Annotated in this window: 7 protein-coding genes; all 7 read left to right on the forward strand. The window is 33.8% G+C overall.

Going from position 1 to position 5,505, the window contains the following annotated elements; genetic code table 11:
• Positions 1 to 960: Rpn family recombination-promoting nuclease/putative transposase (locus tag I0Q91_RS14175; RefSeq protein ID WP_270455315.1), on the forward strand; the 960-nt coding region annotated here is incomplete at its 5' end.
• Between the two features lie 310 nt (positions 961 to 1,270).
• On the forward strand, positions 1,271 to 3,100 hold the full coding sequence (locus I0Q91_RS14180) for a hypothetical protein (RefSeq protein WP_270455316.1): 1,830 nt from the start codon (positions 1,271 to 1,273) through the stop codon (positions 3,098 to 3,100).
• A gap of 246 nt (positions 3,101 to 3,346) precedes the next feature.
• Positions 3,347 to 3,568 carry a nucleotidyltransferase domain-containing protein gene (locus tag I0Q91_RS14185; protein WP_345790997.1) on the forward strand — a complete coding sequence of 74 codons (222 nt, stop codon included), beginning with the start codon at positions 3,347 to 3,349 and terminating at the stop codon, positions 3,566 to 3,568.
• A gap of 6 nt (positions 3,569 to 3,574) precedes the next feature.
• On the forward strand, positions 3,575 to 3,991 hold the full coding sequence (gene mntA / locus I0Q91_RS14190; RefSeq protein WP_270455317.1) for a type VII toxin-antitoxin system MntA family adenylyltransferase antitoxin: 417 nt from the start codon (positions 3,575 to 3,577) through the stop codon (positions 3,989 to 3,991).
• Positions 3,991 to 4,410: a type VII toxin-antitoxin system HepT family RNase toxin gene (gene hepT / locus I0Q91_RS14195; protein ID WP_270455318.1), complete on the forward strand. Its 420-nt coding sequence runs from the start codon at positions 3,991 to 3,993 to the stop codon at positions 4,408 to 4,410. The genes mntA and hepT overlap by 1 nt, the downstream gene beginning before the upstream one ends.
• Before the next feature lie 144 nt (positions 4,411 to 4,554).
• Positions 4,555 to 4,950, forward strand: coding sequence for a HEPN domain-containing protein (locus I0Q91_RS14200; RefSeq protein ID WP_270455319.1), 396 nt, complete (start codon positions 4,555 to 4,557; stop codon positions 4,948 to 4,950).
• Positions 4,929 to 5,249 (forward strand): nucleotidyltransferase domain-containing protein, encoded by a 321-nt coding sequence (locus I0Q91_RS14205; protein ID WP_270455321.1) that lies wholly within the window; start codon positions 4,929 to 4,931, stop codon positions 5,247 to 5,249. The genes I0Q91_RS14200 and I0Q91_RS14205 overlap by 22 nt, the downstream gene beginning before the upstream one ends.
• Positions 5,250 to 5,505: the final 256 nt, after the last annotated feature.

Consider the following 5,505-nt stretch of genomic DNA (forward strand, 5'->3'; position numbering starts at 1 on the left):
TTCAAAAATTTATTTTCAAGTCCGGAATTTTTCAAAGACTTCTTGAAGGTAAGTGTTGGTGAAGACTTTGCAGATAAACTGGTTGCTGGCAATTATGCAGAGGCAAAGACAGATTTTATTGGCAGGGATTTGCAGGAGTATTACAGCGACATCATATATACCGCCAGAGTTGGTAAGACTGAGTACCAGTTCGCATTTTTAATCGAGCATAAATCCTATTCAGATAAGCAGGTAACATTTCAGATCTTAAATTACCTCCAGAAGATGCTGGAGAAAAGCTGGAGCCAAAAGAAATTTATCCAGCCAGTACTGGCCTTTCTGGTCTATCATGGCGAAGGCAGCAGCAGGTTAATAGATTTCGAAGCAGAATACAGCCATCTGCCAGAAGAGATAAAGCGTGATCTATTCGGCGTTAAAATCAGGGAAGTTAATATTACAGAGCTGGATCCCAATGCAATAAGCAATAACCTGCTCTATATTTCTTATCTGCTGGTAAGTATAAATCGGGCGGAAGATAAAAGACATCATATCGAGTTCATCCTAAAGCAGATGGGCAATAGCAAAGACACAAAATTACAGAAATTCGCAAAAGATAAATTAGGAATAGTATTATATTATCTCCTTAATATGACCGAATTGCCCTATCAAGAACTTAAAGAAATTTTTGATAAATATTTTTCTAAGGAGGAAGATGAGATGAAAACAACAGCTGACCAATTAAGAGAAGAGGGAGTAGAAATAGGAATAGAAAAAGGAATAGAAAAAGGAATAGAAAAGGGAAAAAAAGAAGAATTAATAGAATCAATTAAATTAATGTATGAAATGAAATTTAACAATAAAATTTCAGAAAAATTAATAAAAGTAATTGAAGATTTAAGTGTGAGTGAATTACAAAAAGTAAGAAACATGATACCAAAAATGGATTCCCAGGATAAGTTTGAAGAATTTATAAGGGATTAATTAGCAAGATCTTTGAGATTGAAAGCCTAAATGAAGTCGAAAAAATATTACAATAGACTTTAAACCAACTGGAAGATTTATGCCAGGGCCACAAGCTCTGGTCTTTTTTTTATTTTAAAGATAATTTTTTGCAAAACTACTGGAAGTCCTAACCAGGGCCATAAATGAAAAATATTGAAATTATTTTAAATAAAGGGTTGACATCAACCCCGGGCTAGTGTATAATTTAACAATAATTTATCAAAGACAATATTTAACAATACTGATTAGAAACTATGATAAAAAACCAAATTACTCAGGGGGAAATTAAATGACAGAATTACATAGCTTTTTGCAGGATTATCTTGAAGAATATGACTTTAGCCAGGTAGTAGAGCTTGACCGACTTAAAGAAAAGCATGGATCCCATGGCATGGGCCAGGGAGAAAGAAGGCACACTGCTTTCAAAGAAATGGCCGACCTCTTCTGGAGTGAGAGCTATCCTAAGGTCAAAGATCTGAAAATCCAGGCCGGAGTTCACAACTCCATCGCATATTCAACTATTATCAGAAGCTTTATGAATGAAAAATACCAGGAGTTTCTTAGAAATTTCTGGCTCAGAAACCTTTCAAAAGAAGAGCTGGCAGCTAAATACAGGATTAATGAGCGTTATATAGAAGATATAATACTCGTGGCCAGAATTAACCTCGAGCAATACCAGAATCCAAACAGTTATTGCCCATGTGCCAGTTCTCAGTTTATTATTTATAGAAACCATAAAACCTCAGAATTTTTTCTGATCTGCAGAGATTGCAAAGATGTTCATCATACAACTGAAACTCTAATATCTAAAGATCTTGCTGATAGTTTTATTGAGGCCGAAAAAAAACTGGATAAAGACTTTAGCAACCATCTAAAGGATGCAGAAGATCAAATAGAAGACAAATACTGCCCGAACTGCCAGGTAGATAGCCTATCAATCAATGATATTTCTTATGACAATTACACTTACAAAATCATCTGTAATCAATGTCGCCACAGCTGGGATTATCTAGATAAATTTTTAGACGACCATAAGCAGTTCCAGCAAAGAGCAGCCATGATGATTAAGATTAAAGATAAAGAAAAGGAATATCTTGAAGAAAAATTGGCAAGCAAGGACGATAGCGATGAAGATAGCAACCTTGATCAACTTATTATAAAAAAAGAACAGCTAATTGACAAAGAAGAGTATTTGAAAGTTATAAATTATTTATTTAAGAGGCGTAAAGACCTGGGCAGCGTCTGGACGGAGCTATATAAAAATATCAAAAAATGCAATCAGGTTGAGGCCAAACTGTTGCAAGCAATTCTCGATGAATTCAATGAGAGAGAATACAAAAACAGCACCTGGAGCATTAAAAGCGATGAGATCAGCCTGGAAATTGCTGATATATATTACGACAAAACAGATGTAGATGACCCCTTAATCATTCATTTATATAAAAAGACCGGTCTCTTAAACATACGGAAGATTTTAAGAGGCTTAATGGCTAAAAATCTAATAGCCTGCTCCGAGGAAGAAAATATCCTATCTATACTGCCAGTTCTACTCGATAATCAAGATCAAATCCTGAAAAACTTTGAGCCCCAGGATATTGCAAATGAGATCAAGTTTCTTGTCTATAGCAGGAATAATTTCAGCTGTTATAACTGCGGCAGCGATGATAAACTATTAAAGATCGCCTATTTAACCCTTGATCATGATAAAAACAACTTAAACTCAATGGTCCCGGTCTGCAACACTTGCTATAGCGATGTTACAGAGAACCAGGTCCTGATTGATGGCACAGCAGTTTTTGCAGTTCAGGACGATAATAATGAAGATAAAACATCTATATCCTGGGAATTTCTTAAAAGCTATATCCCTGAATTTGTAGTAGAAGAATATGCCACTTACTGCCACCGTGACCATCTGGAAAATTATGACGAAGAAAAGATGATTAAAGCCTATGCCAGAACTATCTTTAACTTAACCGAAAAACAGGATGGAATTAAGAATGTTGGCGGCTTTTTTAGTTATTCTAAGACAATTTTAGAGGAAGACAATGATATTTATATTAATAAATGGATGAAAGAAAACTGTAACCTGGATTACTGGCTGGAGAGGCTGGCAGCTTGAATTGAAACCATGGCTTCTGTAAATTCAGGCTGAGATGAAAAATCTTAGGTTATATGATAAAATGTAATTATCAGTAAAAGTAGAAGAATCTAATGATTTGTTTTGCAGGAGGTCATACCAGTGCTGAATACCTTAAACAAAGAAAAAATCGATAATTATATTGAATCGATGGTTGATCGGATAACCTCAAAATTTTCTCCTGTAAAGATATATCTTTTCGGTTCATATGCAACTTAGAATTTTGATATCGATAGTGATATTGATCTTCTAATTGTAGTTGATGCGAAAGATCCTGAAAATATTAAAGAAATCAGGCGGGGGATTAATAAGCTATTGGCTGATAGAGAGATGCCAGTGGATATAATTGTGATTTCCAGTGAAAAGATGGATCAGAGAAAAGACGTTCCAGGGACGCTACCTTATATTTGCATTAGAGAAGGTGAGATCTTATATGAGAGAGAGGGATAGCAGGGTATGAATAGAGAAATTAGTATTCCAAATCAAGATAAATTAATAAATTTCTTTAAAAACCATAAGAACATCAATACAGTATATATCTTTGGCTCCCATGGCACCGATTATGAGAATGACCGCAGCGATATAGATCTCGGAATCTTATTTTCAAAACCTCCTGAAATTCTAATGCAGATGAACTTAGAGGCCGAAATTGAGGAAATTATAGGCCAGGAAGTCGATATTGTCTCACTTAATAAATGCAATATTTTGCTAAAATATAAAGTGATTAAAGAAGGCGAGAAGATCTATGAGCAGGATGAAATAAAAACGGCAGATTTCATCGAAAATGTCCTGAAGCATTATTTTGATTACGGGATGAAATTGAAGCATTTCAGGGAGGATTTCAAGGAAGGTTTGAGGGAGGAGAGTCAGTGATGGGCTTAAATAAAGACCGGATTGAAAGTAAGATAATATATATAAAAGAAAATATAAAGAAATTGCAAAAGTTTCAAGAGATTTCTCAAGATGAATTTGTTGCAGATTATCGTAATTATGATGCTGCTAAATATAACCTTCAGGCTTCCATTGAGGCATTAATTGATATAAGTAACCATATAATTTCTCGGGAAAATCTTGGAGTTCCTGAGACTAATGCTGAAAGCTTTAAAATATTAGCTCAAAATGGTATTATTTCAGAAGATAAATTAACTATTTTTACAGCAATGGCCAGGTTCAGGAACAAGGTAGTCCATCTCTATGATGAGATAGATAACGCTGAAATCTACAGGATCATAACTGAACACCTTGAAGATTTCGATTATTTTATAAAACAAATCTTTAATAGATATTTTTAATAATTTTCTTGCCAGGGCCATAAGCTCTGGTCTTTTTTTTATTACTATAAAACCTGGTAAAAAATCCCCATAGGTGAAAGCAGGAATAGTTTATGATATAATTTAATTAATAGTAATGGTTTATTAGGCTGAAGGGGTGAAAGTGTGACTGATAATTATGATAAAATTTCATATTGGATTGATCTGGCAGAATATGATCTGAAAACTGCGAAATCAATGTTAAAAACTAAAAGGTTTTTATATGTTGGATTTATGTGTCATCAAGTAATTGAAAAGATGTTTAAAGCTCTATTTGTTAATAAATATAAAGAAGTTGCCCCATATACCCATAATATAGCCCGTTTAGCCGAAAAAACCGGTGTTTATAAGTCATTAACTGAAGAACAAAAAGATTTTCTTGATTTGCTAGGTCCATTAAATATAGAATCAAGATATCCGAAAAACAAAGATAAGCTCATAGATCAACTTGATTACGATCAGTGTTATAATTTAATAGAACAAACAGAGGAGATGCTATTATGGATAAAGAAAAAGCTATAGAGCTAGCAAAAGAATATGCTAATATAGTATCCAGACATTTTTCTGTTAAAGAAGTAATACTTTATGGCTCATATGCCAGCAATCGAGCCCATGAGTATTCAGATATAGATATTGCTGTGATAGTATCTGAGCTAAATGGTGATTTTTTGGATGCTGAAAAGAAACTATACAAATTACGGCGGGAGATTGACTTAAGAATAGAGCCAGTTTTGATAATAGATGATGAGGATATAAGCGGTTTTAAAGAGAGAGTATTGAAATCAGGAATAAAGGTTCTTACTTTTGAACCTACTGCCTAATAAATAAGAGAATATAATATTTGATAATTAATAATTAAACCAGGGCCATAAGCTCTGGTCTTTTTTTATCCAGTGAAAAATGCTGGCTAAAGTTAAAGATGATCTAGCCCTGGCAAAAAAAGCAGAACAAACTCCTTGACAAATAATACCATTAGAGGTATATTAAGATTATGTAACTAAAACAGCAGTATGATATAATTATATTAAGGGAAAGCGAGGAAGCTATGCCTGAGAAAATTACTGATGGTAAAGTTAA

Source organism: Halonatronomonas betaini (assembly GCF_015666175.1).
Classification (GTDB): Bacteria; Bacillota; Halanaerobiia; order Halanaerobiales; family Halarsenatibacteraceae; genus Halonatronomonas; species Halonatronomonas betaini.